We start from the raw sequence: 24,137 nt of genomic DNA on the forward strand, positions 1-24,137 counted from the left end.
GTATCGCTTTTTAAATATCTGATTTAGCTATTAGAGTTTATTGTCTTACAGGCTTAACTGTAAGTAAACGCTGTATGTTTATTTCATGGTGTATCTTTTTTAACGGCGAACTCAACGGCACCATGTGTTAACTCATGTATCTCTTTGATTGCCAGCTCTACTTGGCGACTATCTATTTGGATTTTCCAAGCAATATTTTCAGCAAACTGTTTTTCTATATTCAATACTTGATATTGGCTTTTCAATAACTGCTCTATAGCTCCCTGAGCACTGTAATCACTGTAGCCGACTAACTCAACGCTCGGTACTTTGGTGATTGTTTTGAGCTCACGCATGGCATTGTTTAAACTCCCGCCATAAGCACGCACGAGTCCACCGGTCCCCAGCTTAATACCGCCAAAATAACGCGTTACAACAGCGGTGATCTCACCAATTCCAGACCCCGCCAGCACATTAAGCATTGGTTTTCCTGCGGTGCCATTAGGTTCTCCATCATCTGAAAAGCCATATACATGGCTACCACCTGGGTTTCCTGCAACATGTGCCCAACAGTTGTGACGCGCATCACTGTATTTATTTTGGATCTCTTTGATGAATGCTTTTGCTGACTCTAAGTTAGGAGTATGGGCAATATGCACAATAAATGTACTTTTTTTAATTTCTTCTTGGTAAAAAACAGGCTCTGCCGGATATTGATATTCAGACATATTCTTCTATCTAAAAAAATGGGGCCATTTGGCCCCTCTTGTTAATCTCGTTTTTATTAGTCTAGATGTAGATCACGGGTCATGTTTTCTAGGCTATCATCATGAACGATAATATTATCTTCAATACGGATGCCGCCGAATGGTTTAAGCGCTTCAACTTTTTCCCAGTTAATAAACTGTTTATTATCGGTTTGCGCAAGGTCACCCAGTAACGATTCAATAAAATATAAACCAGGTTCAATAGTAAAGACTTGGTTCTTTTCGATTAAACGCGTGCAACGTAAGAACGGGTGCCCTTCAGGTGGTGCTTGATGTGCACCTTTATCATCCGCCATAAAGCCACCCATATCATGAACTTGTAAACCTAGGTGATGGCCAAGACCATGCGGGAAGAAGGTTGATGTTATACCGCGCTCAACAATTTCAGCCGCCGATAGCTTCACAATATTAAAGTCGCTCAACACCTGCGCTACACGCTGATGACAGTCCAAATGCAATTCGCCATATAACATACCTGGTTTTAATGCTTTACCTAAAGCAATTTGATGCTCCGTCATGACCTTAATTAAGTCGCTAAACTCACCCGACTGATTAAAATCATAAGTACGCGTGATATCAGCTGCGTAGCCGTTAAAATTTGCACCAGCGTCAATTAGGAATGAGCGATGTGTCTCTGGCGCTTTAGTCTCAAAGTGCGTGTAATGTAAGATTGCACAGTTTTCATTAAGCGCAACAATATTACCGTATGGCATTTCATTTTCACTTTGACGCGTCGCCATTAAGTAAGCCTGTTGAATATCAAATTCAGAGCCACCTGCAAAGAAAGCATCACGTGCCGCTTTATGACCATCGACGGCAATACGGTTAGCTTGACGCAAACACTCAAGCTCGTATTGTGTTTTATATGCACGATGAAAGTGCAAATAGTTCATAACTGGCTCTGGGTTCATAATACTAAAGCCCAGTGCTTGCGCTACGTCTAAATATTCACCAATATAGGCAAATTTTGCCTTATCGTAAGGAAGCAGTTTTTCTACCTGATCTGGCTGTACTAATAATTCAATATCAAAATACTCAGCCCAAAAATCACGAGGCTCATCAGGTACTTTATGCCAAAAATCAACTGGGCGATAAAATATCAGCTTTGGCTTAGATGCACCGTCTACAACTATCCAACAATGAGGGTTATCAATTACAGGTAACCAAGCTTTGAATTGCGGGTTAACCTTAAACGGGTAGTACATATCATCTAAAAACTGGCGCTTTGCCTGACCAGAGTGAATAACAAGGCCTTCTAAACCTTCACGCTCTGTAATTGTACGCGTGCGCTGTTGCAAGGTTGCAATATGTTCGGCATATAACACCGCTAATTTATCCATAGTAAACCCATATAAGTAAATTCGACTTAGTCGCAGTCTATCATAGTCGACCTTAACGCCCAACACAGGGTATTAAGGTCAATTAGTATCAGCCGCCCATTTTCATATCTAAAATTGGTGCAAGCACATTACCATCTCGCCCTAAGCGCGTATGGTAAACTTGCCTGTAAGCAAATACATTCTTCACGTAGTTACGTGTTTCAGTATAAGGTATAAGCTCAATCCATAACTCCGCAGGCATTGCTTGTTCAGGGATCCAACGTTTAATTCGATGATAACCTGCATTATAAGAAGCGGTGGCTAATATTTCGTTGCCGCGATTTTTCTTTTTTAAATACTTTAAGTATTCACTCCCTAAACGAATGTTCGTTTTAGGGTGAAACAACTTTCTACGCGAAACAGTACTTCTATTAATGTATTTAGCGGTGCTCGGTAATAGTTGCATTAAACCATAGGCATTGGCATGAGAGCGGGCGTCAGGCGCAAATGAGCTTTCACGACGTGAAATTGCAATACTCCATGCCATGTCTATATGATTACGGTTACTATAGCTCTCAAATACATCTTTAAACGCAAATGGGAAACGCAAATCAACATAATCCCATTCTTTAATTTGTGCCAAGGTATAAATAGTGCTGTCATACCAATCAAGCTCAGCAGCAAGCATTGATGCCGCGAGCTTTTCTTCTTTGGTTGATGTACCTGTTAAGTAATTCCACTCCCTGCGAGCTGACGTGTAGCGCTCAAGCTCATAAAGTGCACGCGCACGCTTAAAGCCTGGTGCATTTGCGACTTCTAGTTGGAGCTTATCAGAAATTTGCAACTGTTGATTATTTAGACTAACCGGAATACCTAATCGAGCAGATGCTAAAAAGCCGTAATAATCGCGCTCTTTGGCAACTTTTTGCCAAAGAGTGCGGGCATCTTCAACTTCGCCACGCTGATTTAAGCTATATGCTAACCAATATTGCTGACCTAGGCTTAGGTTTTCTTTACCAGTAAAAAACGCCACAATACCAGACCAATCTTGCAGTTCGAGCATATTAGCAAGCTGCCACTGCATTAACTTCGTTGTTTGACGCTCTTTAGGCACCTTATTTAACCAAAAGCGAGCTTGTTTATGCCCGCTTGAGGCAAGCGATAGTGCAAAGTTGTAGTACACATCCGCTTTTTGTTCTTCCGTGTAAACAAACATTTTTTCAAGCTTTTCCCATGCTCGAAGCGCTAACTCTTTATCACGCCAAACTAAGCGTTTCACCCCGTATAATGCTATTTGCCCTTCTTTGGCTGTCTTTTTCTTGAAGCGATATAAACCAGCCGAAGCACTCGGGTCTTTGCGTACTTTTAAATATAAATCAGCCAAGTACTGCTCATCTTTAGGGAGTAATGACTTTAGGTAAGGCAATAAGCTTGACGTACCCCCTTCTGCAGCGAGAGAAACTCGTTGCCAAATGCGTTCTTGTGTTTGATAACCTTCTTTTTTCCAAAGTGAAAAAAGTGTGTCGCATTCTTTTGGTTGAGAATGCCCTACCACCCATAAATCACTAACTTGATTCATTATTGCTTCTTTAGGCGCACCTAAGTCCAATTGAAAGCTTAAATAAGGACAAGTCAATTCGTTATTACTGGTCTCTCTGTAATTACGAATATAAGCGGCTTTTTTATTGTTCTGTTTTAAGTAGTTAAGCCATGCTTTACGCACAGGCCACTCTAATGGCGTATTACGATAAACATTAAGATAGTTTTCTATTTCTGTTTGATGCTTCAAACTTGGGTTTCGTTGCCAATAGGCTTTTTCGACGTAAGGCTTTAGCGGGTGGTCTAATCCATTGGCCGCCTCTTTCATATCGTCATAATCACCGTATCGCGCCTTTTTTTCTGCTTTTAAAAAAGCGTCATGTTTGTCGTTGGCTTCAGCTGCAAAAAAAGGAAAAAGTAATGCGGCAGCTGTCCAACCAAGGAGTTGTTTTTTCATGATGACCTTTAACAAAAATTAAAGAATTAATAACAAAAAACTTCTTCTACACCTTAGCACCAAACCAGCTATATTTTAACCAATAGCGATAAAGCGCAGTAAATTTTTCGTTGCATTTTCATTTTAAAGCAAGCACACTGATTGAAATGCAAACTCATCGTACCAGTCTTAGTTAATAAACTAGGGAGAATAATAATGTTATATAAAAGCGATTCATTTGAAGTTGCTTTCATCAAGGACAACATCGCCGAGTTTAAGTTCTGTGCAGACGGCTCAGTAAATAAACTTTCGCAGCAAACCTTGCAAGATTGCGCTTTAGCATTAAAAGAATTGGCAACAAACTCAGATATCAAAGGCATGGTGTTCACCAGCGATAAAGATCATTTCATTATCGGTGCCGACATTTTCGAATTTTTACCTACTTTCACTAAACCGCAAGAAGAATTGGTTGCATGGATCAAAAATGCAACTGACGTTTTTGACGCGATTGAAGATTTACCTTTCCCAACGCTAAGTGCTGTAAACGGCATGGCGCTTGGCGGCGGGTGTGAGTGGGCACTTGCTACCGATTATCGCGTTGCTAGCTCTAACGCTAAAATTGGCCTACCTGAAGTTAAACTAGGCATTATGCCTGGTTTTGGTGGCACAGTTCGCCTTCCACGCCTTATTGGCGCTGATAATGCGATGACATGGATCACTACAGGTAAAGAAAACCGCGCTGCTGATGCCCTAAAAGTAGGAGCATTTGACGCGGTAGTTAGTGCTGACAAGCTTTTAGAGTCAAGTATTGCAACACTTGAGCAAGCAATAGCTGGCAAGCTAGATTGGCAAGTAAAACGACAAGTAAAATTACAGCCACTGAAAATGAACCGTGTTGAGCAAGGTATGAGCTTTGCGATGGCTGAAGGCATGGTAATGGGTAAAACGAAAGGTCACTACCCAGCACCTGTTATGGCTGTAAAAACAATCAAAGCTGCAGCAAACTGTGAACGCGCTGAAGCAATGGCAATTGAAAACGCTAACTTTGCTAAACTTGCAGCAACAAGTGAAGCTGCCGCGCAAACAGGTATTTTCTTAGCTGACCAATACATTAAAGGTAAAGCGAAGAAGCAAGCTAAACACAGTGAACTTGAGATCAAACAAGCCGCAGTATTAGGTGCAGGTATTATGGGCGGTGGTATTGCTTACCAATCGGCTTATAAAGGCACGCCTATTATCATGAAAGACATCAACCAAGATGCACTTGATTTAGGTATGGGTGAAGCATCTAAGCTACTAGGTAAGAAAGTACAACGTGGCCATATGGCGATGGATAAGATGGTTGCCACTTTAGGCAAGATCAAACCAACGCTAAACGATGCAGACCTACAAAGCGCTGACATTGTTGTTGAAGCCGTGGTTGAAAACCCTAAAGTGAAGCAAGCCGTTCTTGCGGGTCTTGAAAAAGACTTACCAGCAGGCACTATCCTAACTTCAAATACCTCAACAATTCGTATTGACGAGTTAGCGTCTGCACTTGAGAAACCAGAAAACTTCTGTGGTATGCACTTCTTTAACCCAGTGCCAAAAATGCCACTAGTAGAAATCATTCGTGGTGAAAAAACATCAGAAGCAACAATTAATGCGGTTGTTGATTACGCATTAAAACTGGGCAAATCACCAATCGTTGTAAACGACTGCCCTGGCTTCTTTGTAAACCGCGTACTATTCCCTTACTTTGCAGGTTTCAGCAAACTTGTTGTTGAAGGTGCTGACTTCACGAAAGTTGATAAAGTAATGGAAAATGTATTTGGTTGGCCAATGGGTCCTGCGTACCTTCTTGATGTGGTAGGTATTGATACAGCTTACCACTGTACTGGTGTAATGGCTGACGGTTTCCCTGAGCGTATGGCTCGCCAAGATAAAGACCCTGTTACTGTATTTGCAAACGAAAAACGCTTTGGCCAGAAAAATGGTGCTGGTTTCTACCAATATGCACCAGACCGTCGTGGTCGCTTGAAAAAAACTAAAGATGCAACAGCAACTGAGCTACTAAGTGCTATCACTGATGCACCGAAAGATTTCGATAAACAAGAAATCATTGACCGTTGTATGATCCCGATGATCAACGAAGTTCTACTTTGTTTACAAGAAGGTATCGTAGCGTCTCCACAAGAAGCTGACATGGCGCTAATTTACGGCATTGGTTTCCCTCCATTTAGAGGCGGTGCATTCCGTTACTTAGATCAAACTGGTTTAGCGAACTTTGTTGCAACAGCAGACAAGTACGCTCACTTAGGTGCGATTTACCAAGTATCAGATGAAACTCGCAAGTGGGCCGAAGAAGGCCGTGTATTCTATAAGGTGGAAGGATAAGAAACATGAATAATCCAGTAATCGTAGATTGTATCCGCACACCAATGGGTCGTTCAAAGAACGGCGTATTCAAAAACAAGCGTGCGGAAGATTTAAGTGCTCACTTAATGAAAGGTTTGTTAGACCGTAACCCAGCCGTTGATCCAGCATCAATTGATGATATTTACTGGGGCTGTGTACAACAAACTTTAGAGCAAGGTTTTAACATTGCTCGTAACGCAGCACTCCTTGCCGGTATCCCTCACTCAGTACCAGCAGTAACAGTTAACCGTCTATGTGGTTCATCAATGCAAGCTCTGCACGATGCAGCACGCGCTATTATGACTGGCGCTGGTGATACCTATATCATTGGTGGTGTTGAGCACATGGGTCACGTACCTATGACTCACGGTAATGATTTTCACCCAGGTTTATCAACGTCTGTGGCACAAGCTGCTGGCGTAATGGGTTTAACAGCAGAGTACCTTGCAACGCTGCACGGCATTAGCCGCGAGCAACAAGACGAATTTGCTTACCGCTCACACCAACGTGCACACGCTGCAACAATTGAAGGTCGTTTCCGTCGTGAAATCCTAGCAATGGAAGGTCACGATGCAGATGGTTCTTTAATTTTAGTTGAAGACGATGAAGTAATCCGTCCAGAAACAACTGTTGAAGGCTTATCGCAACTACGCCCTGTATTCAATCCAGCATCAGGTAGCGTAACTGCAGGCACTTCATCTGCACTTTCTGACGGCGCGTCAGCAATGCTTGTAATGAGCGAAGAGAAAGCTAAAGAACTTGGTTTACCAATTCGTGCGCGTATTAAATCAATGGCTGTAGCAGGTTGCGATCCATCAATCATGGGTTACGGCCCTGTTCCTGCATCGCAAAAAGCACTTCAACAAGCAGGTATCACTATTGACGATATCGATGTTGCAGAGCTTAACGAGGCATTCGCAGCACAATCTCTACCAGTATTAAAAGACTTAGGTCTGATGGATGTGGTAGATGAAAAAGTTAACCTAAATGGTGGTGCAATTGCACTTGGTCATCCACTAGGTTGTTCTGGTTCACGTATTAGCACAACGCTTGTTCACCTAATGGAAGATAAGAATGCTAAGTACGGTCTAGCAACAATGTGTATTGGTTTAGGCCAAGGTATTGCAACTGTATTTGAGCGCGTAGAATAACGAGCTCACACCAAACATCTTGGTGATAAAAAGGCGCATTGATTTACTCAGTGCGCCTTTTTTATTTGCTATAAAGCCGTATAACCTTGCATAGGCGAATTTGGTTTATGTGGAAAGGCCATTTTTAGAACCCCTTCGGACACCATCGGCTTTAAGTAGTTTTGCCTTAGGCTTTGTGGTTTACGATCAAGCAAAACCTCAAGCACAGCAACCGATATATAATGCCCTCTACAAAGATCTTTTATCAACATTTTCATAGTATCTATATCAAGGCGCCTCTGTTCTCGAGCTCTTACTCCTAATGCGTTAAGCTCAGTTCTATAATGCTCGGTCAATGAATCTAGTTCATCAACAAAAGGCTTATCAAGCATGTCACTGATAAATCTACCTTTTTCATCTCTGTCATCAGATTTCTTTTCCGCATTCAGCTCTTTATGCGTTAAGCCATCTTCACTATACGTTAAGCTATTAACGTTATGCGTTAACCTATCAATAGAGGTTAACACATTTGTAAATACATCCTCAGGAGATGGAGGCTCCATACCTGGTAAACTATATGATTTATCTTTCTTCTCTCCACTTGATACTAAGAAGCCTTTATCAACTAATCTTGGTAAAGCTAGTGTAACATCCCGGGAATGTTTACTTGTAAGCTGGCAAGAGCGCTCATGATTTACCCACCCTTCAATAGCAGCAGTGGTTACAATCATTTGCTCCAACTCACCTAATGAGTAAAAAGAGTCACCAAAAAGAGAACCTAAAAGTTCTGTAATTTCTTTAGGTATTAAGCTTACAGTAGATAGTTCTAATAACGTTTGTTCAGACGGAGTTTGCTTTTCATATAATTTGGGTGTTCTCCAATTGGCCCATCTCCAACCACTATATATCTTCGGCACACCTGAACCAGCCCTCTCACCAGCCCCTATCATAAGAAACATTTGGTGCATTCTCCGATTCCGGCAATCACTTTCACCTCCCTTAACTGCTAGTTCGGGAGGGACTCTCATTAATCCAGGATTACGAAACCCATATAAATCAGGACGTTTTACAATTAAAATAGAGCTTCTTCCGGTATAATCGGCATGAACAAGTGTATTAACTAAAGCCTCTCTTATAGCTTCATGCGCCTTTGATTCATCAAGGCGTACACCATCTTGAAGCTCAAATGGCACTTTTAGATCATTAGTTAATTTTCTATAAGTACGGCGATAGAAGTCAAAAATATTCCCGGACCATGAACCATCAGGGTAAAGCCTATCGACCCATCTCTCTGTATTCGCTTCATCACGTTCTCGATAATCAACAAAATAATTGGGGAGGGCCTCTTGAATTGCATCCCAATTACCGAACATCAAAATCCCTGCTAAAGTTAATCCTTCCTCTCCTGAAGCCCTATCTTTTCTCCAACCACCAAGCTTCTTAAACATATCAAAAAGATCTAACTCTAACCAAGGGTGCTGAGGTTTTGCAACTGCTAATAGATTCTTATATGCTCTTAAACTTTCAAGCTCTATATCATCAAAATTATATCCAATTAATATTTTGTCATCCCTACAACTTTCAATTTGCTCAGCCATCATTCTTTTCACTTGCTCTTCATCACAGTGTTGATCACCTTCATGAAGCCGAATGTATGTCTCTTTCATTGGTTGATTATTAAGATAAACGGGTTTATTTTCACGTTTAGCTGATGGGATTCTAATCACTAGCAACAGCTTATTATCAATATTTATTTGCTTAACATCTTCGTTAGTTAATAAGTTGATGTTAACCTTCGCCTTATTATTTGCTATATCAAACAATTGTTTCTGTACTGTATTTATATCTTGAATTCCAACAACAGTTAAAGAGCCTCTCTTTTCTTTTACGCCTAATACAACATACCCACCACGAGTATTTGCCATTGCACTATAGGTAGGCCAAAAATCATCCGGTAATTTCCCACGACCGTCCTTACCTTGAGCTAATTTAAACTCCAGCTCCTCAGACTCAGAGAGTGCTTGCAAGTCCTTTTCATCTGTAATCTGAAACATTCTGTAAACCCTAGTAAATCAATACTGTAAATACATACTTAAAATTACATACACGACAATTGTTGTACAACTTTATTTATTATTTTTTGAAAGTTAAAATAGCCGCTTATTAATCGTCTCTTTCATCCAAAAGGTCAGCCATGAGTTTTGATAATCCCGATCACCAATTAGATGCACTTGGCCTTCGTTGTCCAGAACCTGTCATGATGGTGCGTGGCGCAGTACGTAAAATGAAAGATGGCGAAACATTACTTATCATCGCCGATGACCCATCAACCACCCGCGACATTCCAAGCTTTTGTACTTTTATGGATCACACGCTAGTGGCTAAAGATGTTGAGCAAGCGCCATTTAAATATTTGCTGAAGAAAGGACTATAGGCTAGATAAATAAGATGAGAGTGAGCATTTAATTGTTACCTTTATCAATTAAAAACCCACTCAAAAACTCCAGTTACTTTTTAGTAACTGTCACTTTTGGCTTATTACTATTGCGGTAATCAAAGCTCACTACATACACGCCTTTTGTCGCTGGTTTAAAACTAAAGTAGTTGTAAATAGTATTACAATCGGCAATGGCAGCCTGACCTAATAATAGTACTTGTCCTGCGGGGTCCATGTCACTATAACCACAGTTATAGCCTTGACTAAAGTTAGCATCAGCCACTTTAAATTCATAGATTTTTCCTGGTGTTGAGAACGTTACTTCTGCTTGGAAGATACCTGATGCAACTTGCTCAAGTATATATTGTGGTTCAGCATCCCATAACGTAAAGTCGCCACGCAGGTACATGGTACGGTCTAAGTCTTTGCTTGGCAGCATGTCGTCAATGCTTGGCATTTGTATTTGGCTCGTGCAGGCTGTTAATAAACCTGCTAATGCTAAAGTAATTACACGTTTCATTACTGTTCCTTATGCTACTAAAAAGCCAGCACAAAGCTGGCTTTTATTAATTGGCTACTACTTACTTCTGAAGTACAGAAATATCAGCAATATCTAAAAACAGACGGCTTAACTGACTTAATAATGCTAAACGGTTTTGTTTAACCGCTTCGTCATCTGCCATTACCATGACATTATCGAAGAAGTTATCAACACTCTCACGGATACCTGCAAGTTGTGATAGTGCTTCTTGGTAATCGCCATTTGCATACAAAGGTGCAAGCTCGGTTGCAAACTTAGCAACGTGTGACGCTAATACTTTCTCTGCGTCATCGCTTAATAGGCTCTCATTCACATCACCTTGTGTTGTGATGTCATTCTTAGCCAAGATGTTGCTTACACGTTTATTTGCCGCTGCAAGTGCTTCTGCTGCGTCTAATGTACGGAAGTGACTTACCGCTTTAACGCGACGATCGAAATCAACTGGTTTAGTTGGACGACGTGCTAGTACCGCTTGAATGACATCAACTTCGATACCTTCGTCTTGATACCATGCGCGGAAACGCCCTAGCATGAACTCAAACACATCCGTTGATACATTCAGGTTAGTTAGCTTTTCACCGAATAGCGTTTGTGACTTAGCAACAAGATCTAAAATATCTAGCGGTAATGATTTTTCTACCATGATGCGTAAAGCACCAATGGCAGCACGACGAAGTGCAAATGGATCTTTGTCACCCTTTGGCGCTTGGCCAATACCAAAAATACCTACCAGCGTATCAAACTTATCCGCAATTGCGACCGCACAGCTGATCACATTTGTTGGTAAGTTATCGCCCGCAAAGCGAGGCATATATTGTTCGTTTTGCGCCAGTGCAACTTCTTCGGCTTCACCGTCGTGACGAGCGTAATGCATACCCATTACACCTTGTACGTCGGTAAACTCCATGACCATTTCGGTCATTAAGTCTGTTTTACTTAGAAGACCTGCACGCTTAGCAAGCTCTGCGTCGGCACCTAATTGCTCTGCAATGTAACCTGCAAGTTCACTAATACGCTCAGATTTATCTTTCAGCGTACCAAGTTGCTTTTGGAATAAAACAGTATCTAACGACTCTAAACGACTCTCTAACGTTTTCTTCTTATCAGTTTCGTAGAAGAACTGCGCATCAGCTAAACGAGGGCGTACAACTTTTTCGTTACCAGCAATTACCACGCTCGGATCTTTACTTTCGATATTAGAAACAAATAGGAACTTGTTAAGTAAGTTGCCATCTTGGTCTAATAACGGGAAGTACTTTTGGTCGTCCTTCATGGTATAGATAAGCGCTTCTGAAGGGACATCTAAGAATGCTTCTTCGAATGTTGCTGTCAGCGTTACTGGCCATTCAACCAACGATGTTACTTCTTCAAGTAAGTCTTCATCCATCGCTACTTTTGCATTTACAGCGCTAGCTGCTGCTTCAATCTGTTCGCGAATTTGTGCTTTACGCGCTTCGAAGTCAGCGACAACGTAAGCAGATTTCAGCACATCAAACACATCATCAGCGTGGTTGATTGTTACTTTTTCTGGGTGATGGAAACGGTGACCTTGTAATTGGTTGCCAACTTGCTTACCAAGGATTTCGCCTTCAATTAGCGTGCTACCAAACAAAATAGTTGCAGTGTGTACTGGGCGAATAAATTGTGTTTTATTTGCACCCCAACGCATTGGTTTAGGGATAGGTAATTTAGCAAGTGCTTTGTTTACAGCTTCACTCATAAGCGATGTCGTTGCTTGACCTTCAACCTGTGCTTTATGTAATAACCAAGCGCCTTTATCTGTTTCTAGCGTTTGTGCGTCGCTTACATCGATGCCACAGCCACGAGCCCAACCCATTGCGGCTTTAGTTGGATTACCATCGGCATCAAACGCTGCTGCAACTGCAGGGCCACGCTTTTCTACCACCTTGTCACTTTGTTTAGCTTCAAGTGCAGTAACACGTAAACCTAAGCGACGTGGTGATGCGTACCAGTTAACGCCTTGATGATTTAGTTCTAAGCTTACAAGCTCAGCTGCTAAGTTCTCAGCAAACGACTCAGCAAGTTTACGAAGTGCTTTTGGTGGCAACTCTTCAGTGCCAATTTCTACTAATAAATTTTCTGCTGACATGCTAATTCTTAATCCTTACAAAGCGGGAAACCAAGAGCTTCACGGGCATCATAGTAACTTTGCGCACATGCTTTTGATAAAGCACGAACACGTAAGATATAACGTTGACGTTCTGTTACTGAGATAGCGTGACGAGCGTCTAATAAATTAAACGCATGTGATGCTTTCATTACTTGCTCATAAGCTGGTAATGATAAGCCTGCTTCAATTAGCTTTTCGCTTTCTTTTTCACAATGATCAAACTGTGCAAATAAGAACTCAACATCCGCTTGTTCGAAGTTATAAGCTGACTGCTCTACTTCATTTTGATGGAATACATCACCGTATGTCACACGACCCATAGGACCGTCTGCCCATACTAGGTCATAGATGCTATCTACGCCCTGAATATACATTGCTAAACGCTCAAGACCATAAGTGATTTCACCGGTTACTGGTGAGCACTCTAATCCACCAACTTGTTGGAAGTAAGTAAACTGAGTTACTTCCATGCCGTTTAACCAGATCTCCCAACCTAGCCCCCAAGCACCTAATGTAGGCGACTCCCAGTTGTCTTCTACGAAGCGCACTTCATCAGTTAGTGTATCGATACCAACAGCAGCTAATGAGCCTAAATACAGCTCCTGGATGTTTTCTGGCGATGGCTTTAATACTACTTGGAATTGGTAGTAGTGCTGTAAACGGTTCGGGTTTTCACCATAACGACCATCAGTTGGACGGCGGCATGGTTGAACATACGCGCTCGACATTGGCTCTGGGCCAATCGACTTTAAGAAAGTTAACGGATGAAATGTCCCTGCTCCCACTTCCATATCGAGTGGTTGAGCAATCACACAGCCTTGCTGTGCCCAATAGTCCTGTAAAGCCAGGATCAAACCTTGAAAGGTTTTAACGTCATATTTTTGCATATTTGGCTTATAGTATCTGGTGCGTTTAGTCTGAAAATTGCTCTCAGTATACCTTGTGTGCAGTAAGGTTTTAAGCAGTTTGTGCTTTTTCAGTAATAAAAAAAGGAGCCAGTTGGCTCCTTTTTAAATATCTATTTTAACTTTATACGTCTAAGTTAACTACGCGTAGCGCATTCGTTTCGATAAAGTCACGACGAGGTTCAACTTGGTCACCCATTAATGTCGCGAACAATTGGTCAGCTGCAACAGCATCTTCAATTGTTACTTTCAACATCCGACGTGCACCAGGGTCCATGGTGGTCTCCCAAAGCTGATCTGGGTTCATCTCACCGAGTCCTTTATAGCGTTGGATGTATAGTCCACGCTTCGATTCAGAGATTAACCACTCTAATGCATCCACAAAGTTATCAACAGCTAATGTCTTCTCACCACGTTGAACATAAGCGCCTTCTTCAAGCAAGTTTGCAATGTTTACACCTGTCGCAGCAATACGCTTATAATCACGCGATGTAATGAAGTCGAAGTTCAATACATGTGCTTTATCCACACCATGCTGGCGAATATTCACAACAGGATAATACATATTGCGCTCAGTATCGTGCTCAGTGCCCGCGTGGAAAATAGTTGCATCTTCATCACGTGCAATTAAGTCGTCAACTAGCGTGTTAGTCCACTCTTTAACTTTTGCTTCATCTGCTAAATCTGCTTCTGTAATTTCGCTTTGATAAATTAAACGTTCCATAACCGAGTTTGGATATTTACGTTTTAAGCGCTCAATTACTTTAACTGTATTTTGATAGTCGTGAACAATTCTTTCTAATTCTTCACCTTCAAGTGCAGATGCCCCTTCACTTGTATAAAGTGCAGCATTGTTTAATGCTAATGATGTTAAGTAATCAACTAACGCTGGGTCATCTTTAATGTAGCGTTCTTGCTTACCTTTTTTCACTTTATAAAGTGGCGGTTGTGCAATATAGATAAAGCCTTTTTCTACAATCTCTGGCATTTGACGATAGAAGAAAGTCAGTAGTAAGGTACGAATGTGTGAACCATCCACGTCCGCATCGGTCATGATAATGATACGATGATAACGTAGTTTTTCTGGGTCATATTCATCACGACCAATACCACAACCTAATGCAGTGATTAGAGTTGCTACTTCTTGAGAAGAAAGCATCTTATCAAAGCGTGCTTTTTCAACGTTAAGAATCTTACCTTTTAGTGGCAAGATAGCTTGGTTTTTACGGTTACGACCCTGCTTAGCTGAACCACCTGCAGAGTCACCCTCCACTATGTATAGTTCAGAAAGTGCTGGATCTTTTTCTTGGCAATCTGCCAATTTACCAGGTAAACCAGCTAAATCCATTGCACCTTTACGACGTGTCATTTCACGTGCTTTACGCGCTGCTTCACGAGCGCGTGCCGCATCAATAATTTTGCCAACAACTGTTTTCGCATCAACAGGGTTTTCTAATAAGAACTCTGTTAGTTTTTCTGCCATAGCTTGTTCTACAGCAGATTTCACTTCACTTGATACTAGTTTGTCTTTAGTTTGTGATGAGAATTTTGGATCGGGAACTTTAACGCTTACAACCGCAGTTAAGCCTTCACGAGCGTCATCACCCGTTGCATTGCTTGTTGTTTTCGCTTTTTTGTTAAAGCCTTCTTTTTCCATGTAGTTATTTAGCGTACGCGTTAATGCTGCTCTAAAGCCAGCTAAGTGCGTACCACCATCACGTTGGGGAATATTATTTGTGAAACAGTAAATGCTCTCTTGGAAGCCATCATTCCACTGCATTGAAACTTCTACACTAATACCGTCTTCTTCACGCTCATGGGTAAAGTGGAAAACACTTTTATGCACAGGTGTTTTATTGCGGTTTAGATATTCTACGAATGCTTGAATACCGCCTTCATATTTGAAGTGGTCATTTTTAGATTCTTCACGCTCATCAGTAAGAATGATACTTACACCAGAGTTCAAGAACGAAAGCTCACGTAAGCGCTTTGCTAAAATATCATAGTGAAAGTTTAGATCAGTGAATGTTTCACCACTTGGCCAGAAACGTAGTTCAGTACCTGTGTCAGTTGCATCACCAATTACAGCTAATGGCGCATCTGGTACACCCATAGTATAAGTTTGTTGATGTACTTTACCTTCACGGCGAATTGTTAGTTGTAGTTTTTCAGATAGTGCATTTACTACCGAAACACCTACGCCGTGTAAGCCGCCCGATACTTTATATGAGTTATCATCGAACTTACCACCAGCATGAAGTACCGTCATGATAACTTCAGCCGCTGAAACTCCTTCTTCTTCGTGAATAGATGTAGGAATACCACGACCGTTATCTCTTACAGAGACTGAACCGTCTAAGTGAATCGTTACAAAAATATCATCACAATGACCAGCTAAGGCTTCATCGATAGAGTTATCAACAACCTCAAACACCATGTGGTGTAGGCCTGTACCGTCATCGGTATCCCCTATATACATTCCTGGACGCTTTCTTACTGCGTCTAATCCTTTAAGTACTTTAATACTCGACGAATCGTAATTCTCAGACATGGTTAATCCCACTTATCTTGTTATTAGGTTGCCATGTTTCACGTGGAACATTTTTAGTTCTCGTTGCATGGGTTCCACCACAGCAGAAATACTTTCAGATAAAATTGATGAGATAAAAAGTTGCGAATCGCAATGAGTCAAAAGCTGACCCACTTTTTCTTTTGTATCTTCACCTAGTTCTGAAGGTAAGTCATCTATTAGCAATATAGATTGCTTATCTGTTTCTGACTCAATTAAGCTATTTTGCGTTACTTTTAACGCATAAAGCAAGAGCTTCAATTGACCGCGAGAAAATGTATTTTCTACACTGTTACCAGAAACACTAAAACTAAAATCAGCTTTATGCGGACCTTTACTTGTGAAACCTTGTTTGGCATCACGTTCAAAGCTTTGCTCAAGCGCCTCAGAGAGCGTTTCACTCTCTTTCCAACCCGCATGAAAGTTAATTTCTAAATCGCTAACAAGCGTTAATTCTGCACACATTTTATCAAAAAACTGCTGCTTAAACCTACTTATATACGCGATTCTTAAATTATTTATTTGTTCAGCTAGTCTAACAAATTCTTTGTCCCAAAACTTGATCTGTTCGAAATAATCTCGAGGTTTACTTTTCAGTAAAGCATTACGTTGTTTCAGTACTTTATTAAAGGACTGCCACAAATAAAAAAAGTCATGTTCCACGTGGAACAATCCTAAATCGAGAAATTTTCTGCGCTCTTTTGGTCCACCAAAAAATAATGAATAGCTTTCAGGAGTAATAACTTGTACAGGTATTAGCTGAGCTAATTCAGAAATTTTACGGCTCGTTTTACCCTGAATCTTTAAAGATGTTTCACCCGCTTGGTTTTTACTTATACCAATCGGAATAGACAAATCATGTAGCGTTTTGCGTCCATGGATAACAAACTTGTTTTGTTGATGCTGAATAATATTTTTATGTTTGGCGGTACGAAATGATTTACCGTGAGAAAGGAAATATATCGCCTCAAGGAGGCTGGTTTTTCCGCTGCCATTCTCGCCATAAATTATATTAATTCCATTTACAGGCTCAAGTGTCAGCGCCTCAATATTACGAAAATTATTGAGGCTTAAATGACTTAAACTCATACAAGCTTATAGGCGCATCGGCATAACAACGTACATAGCTTCTTCGTCGCCCGCACCTTCAATTAGCGCACTGCTATTTGAGTCTGCAAGCGTAAACGTAACATCTTCTGTTTTTAATGTGTTAAGTACATCAAGAACATAAGAAACGTTAAAGCCAATTTCAAGTTCGCCGCCTTGATACATTACTTCAACCACTTCTTCAGCTTGTTCTTGCTCAGGGTTATTTGCTGTAATTTTCAATAAACCTTCAGACAGATTTAGTCGTACGCCACGGAACTTTTCATTTGATAAAATAGACACACGTTGGAATGCACTGCGTAACCACTCTCGATTAGCAGTAATTACTTTGTCTCCTCCACGCGGCAATACTCGACGATAATCAGGGAAACGACCATCAACCAGTTTACTGGTAAACGTAAATTCAGTATCAATAATACGAATATGGTTAGCACCAAATTGAATGGTAACTAGCTCATCATCAGCCACCATTAGGCGCATAATTTCTTGCACACCTTTACGTGGAATAATTAACTGACGCTGCGTATTTAAAGATTGTGGTAATTGTTTTTGCGCAATAGCCAAACGGTGACCATCTGTGGCCACTGTTTTAATATCTGCGTTATCAACTTCAAATGACATACCATTTAAATAATAACGGACGTCTTGATTCGCCATAGAAAAATGCGTGCTTTCTAAAAGCTTACGTAGCTCTAAACGCGTTAGTTGAAACTCTACTTCACCATCCCACTGTTCAAGGTTAGGAAAGTCTTCAGCAGCCAAGGTTGTTAAAGAGAAACGGCTTTTACCACTTGTTAGTAGAAGCTGATGATCTTGACTGCTCAGTGTAAGGTCAGAGCCATCGGGTAAACTTTTACAAATATCGAGTAATTTTTTAGCTGGTAAAGTTAACTGTGTATCTGGCGTATCTTCACCAACAAAAACACTGGCTACTAACTCAATTTCAAGATCTGTACCTGTCATCGAAAGCTGTCCGTTTTCAACAACTAGTAACACGTTCGATAAAATTGGTAAGGTGTGCTTACGCTCAATCGCACCTGACACTTGAACTAAAGGTTTTAAAAATTGCTCTCTTGATATTGTTATTTGCATAATAAAGTCGGCCTTAAGATGACAAGGTTCTTATTAAGTTTTGATAATCTTCTTTCACTTCGTGGCTTTCATCACGCAGTGATTTAACTTTACGGCATGCATGCAATACTGTGGTGTGATCACGACCACCAAATGCATCACCTATTTCAGGTAAACTATGATTTGTAAGCTCTTTTGATAACGCCATCGCTACTTGGCGCGGTCTTGCTACTGATCGGCTTCGACGCTTAGATAGTAAATCTGATACACGAATTCGGTAGTACTCAGCCACAGTACGCTGAATATTATCAATCGTTACTAATTTATCTTGTAATGCAAGTAAGTCACGTAGGGCTTCTTTTACAAAATCGATTGAAATTGGACGACCAGTAAAATTTGCATTAGCAATAACACGGTTTAACGCCCCTTCTAATTCACGTACATTTGAACGCAATTTTTTCGCGATAAAAAAGGCCACTTCATGAGGTAAATTAATTTTACTTTGCTGGGCTTTTTTCATCAAAATAGCAACGCGAGTTTCAAGCTCTGGCGGCTCAATAGCAATGGTTAAGCCCCAACCAAAACGTGATTTAAGGCGGTCTTCAACCCCTTCAATCTCTTTAGGATAACGGTCTGAAGTTAATATAATCTGTTGATTCCCTTCAAGCAAAGCGTTGAAGGTGTGAAAGAACTCTTCTTGCGAGCGCTCTTTATTAGCGAAAAATTGAATATCATCGATCATCAATGCATCAACACTTCGGTAATAACGTTTAAATTCTTCAATGGCATTATTTTGCAATGCTTTTACCATGTCTTGCACAAAACGTTCGGAGTGCATATAAACAATTTTCGCATCTGGCTTATTAGCCATAATACCGTTACCCACAGCATGCAATAAATGCGTTTTACCTAGACCCGTTCCACCGTAAATAAATACAGGGTTAAATGCCGAGCCTGGGTTATCTGCAACTTGAGTCGCTGCAGCTTTTGCTAATTGGTTTGATTTACCTTCAACAAAACTGTCAAAGGTGTAATTTTCTTTAATGTTTGATTTATAGCCTGATTTAGGAGCAGGCTCTACTGCTTTTTTCTCAGCCTTAGGCTGTTGTTTTTCAGTTGTGTGTTGTGCACTCACTGGTGAACTTGCTTCAGCAACTGCTGGCATCGTTGCTGCTTGGGCATTTAAAATCGGTTTACTACCAACATCAAAACGAAGTTCAGGTGCTTCATCACCACAAATTTCAACAAGCAATTCATTAATACGGTTTAAATATTTTTCTCTCACCCAATCTAATACAAAACGATTCGGTGCATATATAGTTAACGTATCTTCGGTACTTTCTGCTTGAAGTGGTCTTACCCACATACTAAATTGCTGCGACGGCAATTCATCTTGCAATACATATAAACAACTTTGCCAAACCGACAGATACACTATTAAACTCCTAGAGATTTAATTTTATTCCCGTTCATCTTAAATGATGGAAAATCAAACATTTATTGCTAATCTTTGACCGATTTTATCGACCCAGACCGACTATTATGAAGGCACTTTATCCACAAGTACAAGATTGATTTTTCTGAAAAAGATGATCTCACGCAAAAAAACAAGTAACACCATGATTTATAGTGTGTTTATTTTTTCAACCTGAACACTGATCATAGCAAATTTGCAGGCGGATCGCGATCGAAATCTACGATCTAATTTACTTTTCCCAAGCTTTTATTCACTTTTTATACAGAGGCTGTGGAAAACTTCTTATTTATGATGATCCTATATGATCAAGGTAAAGGATCCTTTATAATTACTACCTCTGCAGCGTTTTAATGATTGACTTTTGTGGTCTTCATCTATAATATCTCGCGCTCGCAATGGCACCTGTGCCAGGATCGCGACCTGCATAGGATGTTTTAACCTTAACCGATCGGATGGAATTGTTATGAAAAGAACTTTTCAACCTAGCGTTTTAAAACGCAAACGTACACACGGTTTCCGTGCTCGTATGGCATCAGCAAATGGCCGTAAAGTATTAGCTCGTCGTCGTGCTAAAGGCCGTAAAGTACTTTCTGCTTAATATATAAGTGGAAGACTTTAGCTTCAGCAGGGAGTTACGTTTGTTAACTCCCTCGCATTACTCCCGCATTTTTAATGAACCAGCACGCGCTGCGACTCCTTTCTTTACTTTATTAGCCAAACGCAATGACCAAGCTAATCCTCGATTAGGTCTTACGGTTGCAAAAAAACGCGTTAAAAAAGCCTGTCAACGAAATCGAATTAAACGCCTTGCTCGCGAAAGTTTCCGTTTAAATCAACATAAACTCGATAACATTGATATAGTGCTTATGGTTAAAAGTGGTATTGATGAGCAGTCAAACGCAGAGCTAACCAAACAATTGGATAAATTGTGGCGAAAAATTAATGAACGCTGCAAGCCAGGTGCACCAAAGCCACCTCCTTTTAAAAAACGCCCCAATAAATTGGCTAAATCTAATAAACAAGCCTGATAGCAATAGAATTACAGGCTTAATTAGGGTATCTTTAGCTCACCTTTTAATCATGCATTTAAAATTCTATATTGGGAATTTAAATTCATGGTATCCATTGACTAAATTAACGCAGGGGCAGACACATCATGAGGTTACTTAAGCCACTTGTTGCTATTCCAAAGCGCTGTTTAGTCATGCTTATACGCGGCTATCAAAAATGGGTAAGCCCGTTATTAGGCCCGCATTGTCGTTTTAATCCAACCTGCTCAAGTTATGCTATTCAAGCAATTAATTTGCATGGAAGTGTAAAAGGCAGTTGGTTAGCTGTTAAACGCATATTAAAATGTCACCCTTTACATGCTGGTGGGGATGATCCCGTACCGGCAAAAAATCATATTAACCACCAACACGAGAAATAAGAGCTGTTATGGAATCGCAACGCACGTTTTTATTAATCGGCTTGATGCTTGTGTCGTTTTTATTATTCCAAGAATGGAATAACGACTACAATGCACCAAAAGCTGATCCAAGTGCCACAACACAAACACAAGGCGCAACAACACCAGAATCAGATGAGTTTATTCCGGCATCATCTGACGGTGAAGTACCTGCAGTTACAACAGCAAAGCGCTCAGTTATTGATGTAACAACTGATGTGTTTACTGTAAAAATTGACACCCGCGGTGGTGACATTATTGAAGCAGACCTACTTCAATATGAAGAGACAAAAGGTAGTGATACTCCTTACATGCTCCTAGGTGTGTTTGACGGTAAACAATACTTCTCACAAAGTGGCTTGATAGGCTTAAATGGCCCCGACGCAACAGTCAAAGGCCGCCCTGTTTACAAAACCACACAAAAAGCATTTACATTAAATGGTGATGAGCTGCGTGTTCCACTTGAATTCACTGACAGTAAAGGTATTACGTTTACTAAGACTTATATTTTCAAAAAAGGTAATTACGCCGTTGATTTAGAGTACACAGTAAACAACGTAACAGCAGAGCCTATTCAAGTTCAGCTATACACGCAAGTTAAGCGTACTGTACAAGAAAAAGGTAGCTTAGTTGATCAAAACTACCTAGGTGCAGCTTACGGTACTGAAGAAGAGCCATACGAAAAGTACAGCTTCTCAGACATGGCTGATAAAAACCTCAACATCACTACATCTGGCGGTTATATCGCATTTATCCAACATTACTTCGTAAGTGCATGGGTGCCAAAGCAAGATCAACAAAATACCCTTTACAGCAAACTAGTTGCTGGTAATGCAGCCATTATTGGTACTAAAGGTGAAGCGGTAAATGTTCAGGCAGGCTCACAAACGACTCTTTCTTCTACGTACTACATGGGCCCAAAAGAGTCTGATGTACTAGAAGCAATTCACCCAGACTTAGACCTCACAGTAGACTATGGTTGGTTATGGTTTATCTCTCAACCATTATTTGTATTACTGAAGTGGTTACACAGCATCCTAGGTAACTGGGGTCTGGCAATCATTGCAATTACGGTTATCGTTAAAACTGCAATGTACCCTCTTACAAAAGCGCAATATACGTCGATGGCGAAGATGCGCGCATTACAACCTAAAATGGCTGCTCTAAAAGAGAAGTATGGCGATGATCGTCAAAAATTCGGTCAAGCTATGATGGAAATGTATAAGAAAGAAAAAGTGAACCCTATGGGTGGCTGTTTCCCTCTTTTACTACAAATGCCTATTTTCTTAGCCTTATTCTACGTATTCCTAGAATCAACTGAGCTACGCCATGCTGAATTCGTTTTATGGTTAAATGACTTATCAGCAATGGACCCATACTATGTATTACCAGTTCTATTTGGTTTAAGTATGTTCGTTACTCAGAAGCTGCAACCTATGACAGTTCAAGATCCTATGCAGCAAAAAATGATGACCTTTATGCCTGTAATCTTCTCAATTTTCTTCTTATGGTTCCCATCTGGTCTAGTACTTTACTGGTTAGTATCGAACCTTATCTCAATCGCACAGATGCTAATCATCTACCGCGGTATGGAGAAAAAAGGTATTAAGGTAAGAGGCTAAACTCTTAACCCAACAAAAAAGGCGCTAACTGCGCCTTTTTTAATACCTGAAAATAGCTAACCCAGAATAGGAGAATAAACCTGATTGGGTACACTGCGCTCAGTAAAGCTCAAACTTGTTGTTAGTAGCGAAGCAACCACCAAACCGATTGCAATCATCCCTGATAATCCAAGCCACTTTACAGCCGTTGTTTTACGCTTAACCCTAAGCCAACTCATATAGATGCCAGCAGCGCTTACAAAGCTCATCAATGCACCAAATAACCCCCAAATAAGCTTAGTACCAATTCCTGCAAAGTTACCAAAATGCAAAGGATCAGCGGTATCGGTGATTCTTGCGACAATAGGTAATTGTTCCCCTTTTTGTATGCCAAGAACTTCACCGGAGCTTGGCTCCAAATACACACGATTAGCACGTAGACGAAGTAAAATATCATTGTTATAACCACGCACTTCAATAGGTTGATCCGCTTTATTAGGATAACGAATATAGCGAATATCAAGGCTAGGAAATGCCTGTTGAGCGGCCTCATAAGCAGCAGCTAAACTAATTGGCGATACATCTTTACGAGGACTTTGTTTTTTAAACTCACTCACAGCTGGTGGAGCAGAAACAGTGTGTGGCACTTTTGCGGTTTGCAGCCCATGTTCGACTAAATACCAAATCCCTGTAATTGCCATCACAGCAATAAACCATAAACTCCAAAGCCCTAACAGCTTATGCCAATCAGACCAACTACTGCGCTTATCAAGGCTAAGCGCAGCAGGCTTTTTTATAAAGCCTTGCCACCAGCGCCGATACACATAAAAACTCGAAACCAATAAAATAACGAGTAACATACTCAAACTGGTGACGATTAATTTACCTGTCCAGCCCATCGACAAGTTCATATGCCAGTTACGTAAAAACCGCGATATCCGCGCCCACTCTCCTTCACCAAGTAAGGTGCCGGTTGCTGCATCTAAATAAACAAAACGAAATGAGTCACCAACTTTAAGGGCCGCTTCAGTGGCAAGGTAATCTTGCTTATGACGTTGTATATAGAGTATCTGAGCTTGCGGATAATGCTTATTAAGGGTGTTTTCGAGAGCAAGGTAGTTAGTAGAGGAAGAAGAACTTAAAGCACGGTACTTAGCGCCTGTTAAGTACTCGAGTTCATGGCTTAACGTAGCGAGTGTGCCCGATACACAAGTAACAAAAAGCAGGACTCCAACAAAGAGTCCTGCCCAAGAGTGTAAGTTAAACCATCTTTTAGCGTTCACA

At 40.8% G+C, this 24,137-nt stretch carries 19 protein-coding genes; 7 read left to right on the plus strand and 12 right to left on the minus strand.

Annotation, left to right across the window (positions count from 1 at the left end; all coding sequences use genetic code 11):
* Positions 1–83: 83 nt before the first annotated feature.
* From L3V41_RS19425 to L3V41_RS19435, 3 genes are all read right to left on the minus strand, one after another.
* Positions 84–707, minus strand: coding sequence for a YigZ family protein (locus L3V41_RS19425; RefSeq protein WP_062568448.1), 624 nt, complete (start codon positions 705–707; stop codon positions 84–86).
* A 56-nt stretch (positions 708–763) separates the two neighbouring features.
* Positions 764–2,086, minus strand: coding sequence for a Xaa-Pro dipeptidase (pepQ, locus tag L3V41_RS19430; RefSeq protein WP_237128325.1), 1,323 nt, complete (start codon positions 2,084–2,086; stop codon positions 764–766).
* 88 nt (positions 2,087–2,174) lie between these two features.
* A complete protein-coding gene (locus L3V41_RS19435; RefSeq protein WP_062568450.1) occupies positions 2,175–4,061 on the minus strand; it encodes a transglycosylase SLT domain-containing protein in 1,887 nt (628 codons plus the stop codon).
* A 195-nt stretch (positions 4,062–4,256) separates the two neighbouring features.
* On the opposite strand from L3V41_RS19435, the gene fadB reads away from it, so the two are divergent.
* Positions 4,257–6,416, plus strand: coding sequence for a fatty acid oxidation complex subunit alpha FadB (fadB, locus tag L3V41_RS19440; protein WP_062568451.1), 2,160 nt, complete (start codon positions 4,257–4,259; stop codon positions 6,414–6,416).
* 5 nt (positions 6,417–6,421) lie between these two features.
* Positions 6,422–7,588, plus strand: coding sequence for an acetyl-CoA C-acyltransferase FadA (fadA, locus tag L3V41_RS19445; RefSeq protein WP_237114651.1), 1,167 nt, complete (start codon positions 6,422–6,424; stop codon positions 7,586–7,588).
* A gap of 68 nt (positions 7,589–7,656) precedes the next feature.
* On the opposite strand, the gene L3V41_RS19450 is transcribed toward fadA, so the two are convergent.
* The gene (locus L3V41_RS19450; RefSeq protein ID WP_062568453.1) at positions 7,657–9,621 is read right to left on the minus strand and encodes an RNA-binding domain-containing protein; all 1,965 of its coding nucleotides are present in this window, start codon (positions 9,619–9,621) and stop codon (positions 7,657–7,659) included.
* 140 nt (positions 9,622–9,761) lie between these two features.
* Here L3V41_RS19450 and tusA point away from each other — a divergent pair, with 140 nt between their 5' ends.
* Positions 9,762–10,001 (plus strand): sulfurtransferase TusA, encoded by a 240-nt coding sequence (gene tusA, locus L3V41_RS19455; RefSeq protein ID WP_062568454.1) that lies wholly within the window; start codon positions 9,762–9,764, stop codon positions 9,999–10,001.
* A 73-nt stretch (positions 10,002–10,074) separates the two neighbouring features.
* Here the strand turns inward: tusA and L3V41_RS19460 are convergent, their stop codons facing one another.
* From L3V41_RS19460 to dnaA, 7 genes are all read right to left on the minus strand, one after another.
* Positions 10,075–10,524, minus strand: a complete 450-nt coding sequence (locus tag L3V41_RS19460; protein ID WP_062568455.1) for a hypothetical protein — start codon at positions 10,522–10,524, stop codon at positions 10,075–10,077.
* Between the two features lie 61 nt (positions 10,525–10,585).
* Complete coding sequence (glyS, locus tag L3V41_RS19465; protein ID WP_237128326.1) at positions 10,586–12,655, minus strand: glycine--tRNA ligase subunit beta; 2,070 nt, start codon at positions 12,653–12,655, stop codon at positions 10,586–10,588.
* 8 nt (positions 12,656–12,663) lie between these two features.
* On the minus strand, positions 12,664–13,563 hold the full coding sequence (gene glyQ, locus L3V41_RS19470) for a glycine--tRNA ligase subunit alpha (RefSeq protein ID WP_237120476.1): 900 nt from the start codon (positions 13,561–13,563) through the stop codon (positions 12,664–12,666).
* Between the two features lie 142 nt (positions 13,564–13,705).
* Positions 13,706–16,132, minus strand: coding sequence for a DNA topoisomerase (ATP-hydrolyzing) subunit B (gene gyrB, locus L3V41_RS19475; protein ID WP_237114648.1), 2,427 nt, complete (start codon positions 16,130–16,132; stop codon positions 13,706–13,708).
* 12 nt (positions 16,133–16,144) lie between these two features.
* Positions 16,145–17,239, minus strand: coding sequence for a DNA replication/repair protein RecF (gene recF / locus L3V41_RS19480; protein ID WP_062568459.1), 1,095 nt, complete (start codon positions 17,237–17,239; stop codon positions 16,145–16,147).
* 6 nt (positions 17,240–17,245) lie between these two features.
* A complete protein-coding gene (gene dnaN / locus L3V41_RS19485) occupies positions 17,246–18,349 on the minus strand; it encodes a DNA polymerase III subunit beta (protein WP_062568460.1) in 1,104 nt (367 codons plus the stop codon).
* A gap of 13 nt (positions 18,350–18,362) precedes the next feature.
* Complete coding sequence (gene dnaA / locus L3V41_RS19490) at positions 18,363–19,763, minus strand: chromosomal replication initiator protein DnaA (RefSeq protein ID WP_237128327.1); 1,401 nt, start codon at positions 19,761–19,763, stop codon at positions 18,363–18,365.
* A 505-nt stretch (positions 19,764–20,268) separates the two neighbouring features.
* Between dnaA and rpmH the strand changes: the two genes are divergently transcribed.
* The 4 genes from rpmH to yidC all read left to right on the plus strand — a co-directional run bounded on the left by rpmH (position 20,269) and on the right by yidC (position 22,874).
* Positions 20,269–20,403 (plus strand): 50S ribosomal protein L34, encoded by a 135-nt coding sequence (gene rpmH, locus L3V41_RS19495; protein WP_045980711.1) that lies wholly within the window; start codon positions 20,269–20,271, stop codon positions 20,401–20,403.
* 7 nt (positions 20,404–20,410) lie between these two features.
* Entirely contained in the window at positions 20,411–20,833 is a 423-nt protein-coding gene (gene rnpA / locus L3V41_RS19500) for a ribonuclease P protein component (protein WP_062568462.1), read from the plus strand.
* 128 nt (positions 20,834–20,961) lie between these two features.
* Positions 20,962–21,234 (plus strand): membrane protein insertion efficiency factor YidD, encoded by a 273-nt coding sequence (gene yidD / locus L3V41_RS19505; RefSeq protein ID WP_054554794.1) that lies wholly within the window; start codon positions 20,962–20,964, stop codon positions 21,232–21,234.
* 8 nt (positions 21,235–21,242) lie between these two features.
* A complete protein-coding gene (yidC, locus tag L3V41_RS19510) occupies positions 21,243–22,874 on the plus strand; it encodes a membrane protein insertase YidC (protein ID WP_237128328.1) in 1,632 nt (543 codons plus the stop codon).
* Between the two features lie 56 nt (positions 22,875–22,930).
* Here the strand turns inward: yidC and L3V41_RS19515 are convergent, their stop codons facing one another.
* Entirely contained in the window at positions 22,931–24,136 is a 1,206-nt protein-coding gene (locus L3V41_RS19515; protein ID WP_237128329.1) for a PepSY-associated TM helix domain-containing protein, read from the minus strand.
* Between the last annotated feature and the right edge of the window lies 1 nt (position 24,137).

It is taken from the genome of Pseudoalteromonas sp. L21 (assembly GCF_021728035.1).
Lineage (GTDB): Bacteria > Pseudomonadota > Gammaproteobacteria > Enterobacterales > Alteromonadaceae > Pseudoalteromonas > Pseudoalteromonas arabiensis.